This is a genomic window from Paenactinomyces guangxiensis, assembly GCF_016055185.1.
Taxonomy (GTDB): Bacteria; Bacillota; Bacilli; order Thermoactinomycetales; family Thermoactinomycetaceae; genus Paenactinomyces; species Paenactinomyces guangxiensis.
The window spans coordinates 1-1,842 of the sequence record NZ_JAECVR010000058.1; the positions used below are offsets into that span (position 1 = coordinate 1).

Below are 1,842 nucleotides of genomic sequence, written 5' to 3' on the forward strand. Positions count from 1 at the left end.
TTTATAACGTCTGGTGACAATGGCGGAGGGGATCCACTCGTTCCCATCCCGAACACGACCGTTAAGCCCTCCAGCGCCGATGGTACTTGGGGCGAAGGCTCCCGGGAGAGTAGGACGTTGCCAGGCAGTCACAAGAGCCGCTCAGGTTGACTGCGGCTCTTTTTATATTAAGTGAATGATAACATGTCTAAGTAGATTTGTATTGAAATTAAGCTCGAAATACTAACATTAAATGCAGTTGTTTTTGTACTAGAAAGTATTTTAAAATTAGTTTAGTTTGATTTAATCTAAAAATATGAATAGACATGGATTTATAAATCGATGAAAAAGATAACCTGACTGGCAGACCACCAGCAGATCCCTAAAGCAGCTATGAATACTATAGGGAACAAGTTCGTTAGCCAGCTGAAAAAAGACTGTGAACATCTCTCCAGAATGAGCTTTTTTAAGGATATCTTTTCTTTTAATCAAGGGTTGCGTCTGCAGATCTAGCAGAACCGTCGTTCTTTTTAAGCACAAAATTGAAGTCTGTAAATGATCTTTTACGAAGATTGGTTATCTTTATTACAATTTGTTTTCAATATACTATAGCGGAATCACAATTAATGATGGAAAGGAAAAGTATGTAATGTACGAAACTTTTCTAATCGGACTTGCTCTTGCTATTTCTCTAGGACCTGACTTTTTACTTATGACAAAGAATACGTTGACAAGTGGAAGAAAGATAGGATATATGACACTCTTAGGAAATCGATGCAGTTTGCTTGTACATATGACATTTGCCATTATGGGGCTTTCAGTTATTTTGCAAAAGTCTGTACTGCTTTTTAGTGTAATTCGGATACTTGGCGCTATATATCTGATTTATCTGGGCTACAAAACCTTATCAATGAGAATAAAAAATAAGGGGGATAAGAAAGAAGCACCAAAGGACGAGGAGCAAATAACAAGCTGGCAAGCGTTCCGCAGCGGACTTATAAGTAATTTACTAAACCCTAAAGTAAGTCTCTTTTTTTAAGTGTTTTTCCTCATGTTGCTGACCCTGAGCAATTGTCAAACACTCCTTTGATGGTAGGATTTACATTTATGTTAGGGAACAGCCTATGGTATACGTCCGTTTTACTTGTTATTGGAATCAGTTCCATTCGCTTATTGGTCCAGCGATTTCAGCAAATCATTAATATTTGTTTTAGTTTTGTCTTTATTGTGTTTGGGCTTCAGATGATCTGGGATGAATGGATGAAATGGATCAGGAATCCAAATCTTTTTATACAGAGCATTACCAAAAAAGATTTAGCTTTTAAAAGCTGATCTGTTGTGCGAAATAATCCCAAATGCTCTTATGTAGGTTGAAGCTATAATTATGATCTTTTTCGGCTGATCGAAATCCTCCGTTGAGATGAAACAAACCATACCTTTAATCTCGACCCGGTTTGCTCTGAAAAACATCAGAAATGTTTCAGATTGTTCCAGGAGCATAGAAAGCTGTGTAAAAAAATGAGGAAGTTCTCTTAAACTGAATTCCATAATGAAAATACAGCAAGATTTACTGAAAAGCTGTACAGGATATCAAATAAAAAAGTGTTGACAGTTGACTATTTATCATGCTATATTAGTTTACGTCGTTGATGCGGCCACTTCTCTGGCGGCTTAGCGGAGACAGCAATAAACTTGTTGACATAATCGATTAGCTGTGATAAGATAGATCATGTCGCTGCTTAAATGAGTCAGCGACAAACGAAACAAAGTGTTCCTTGAAAACTAAAGAGTGATTACACGACCTGTTGATTCTTTTTGAGCAATCAAACTTCATGGAGAGTTTGATCCTGGCTCAGGACGAAC

At 37.4% G+C, this 1,842-nt stretch carries 1 protein-coding gene and 1 rRNA gene; both read left to right on the forward strand.

Features of this window, described 5'->3' with window-relative positions; genetic code table 11:
* Positions 1-9 precede the first annotated feature (9 nt).
* Positions 10-126, forward strand: a 5S ribosomal RNA gene (gene rrf, locus I8U27_RS20305).
* A 502-nt stretch (positions 127-628) separates the two neighbouring features.
* Entirely contained in the window at positions 629-1,018 is a 390-nt protein-coding gene (locus tag I8U27_RS20310; RefSeq protein ID WP_181755130.1) for a LysE family translocator, read from the forward strand.
* Positions 1,019-1,842 lie beyond the last annotated feature (824 nt).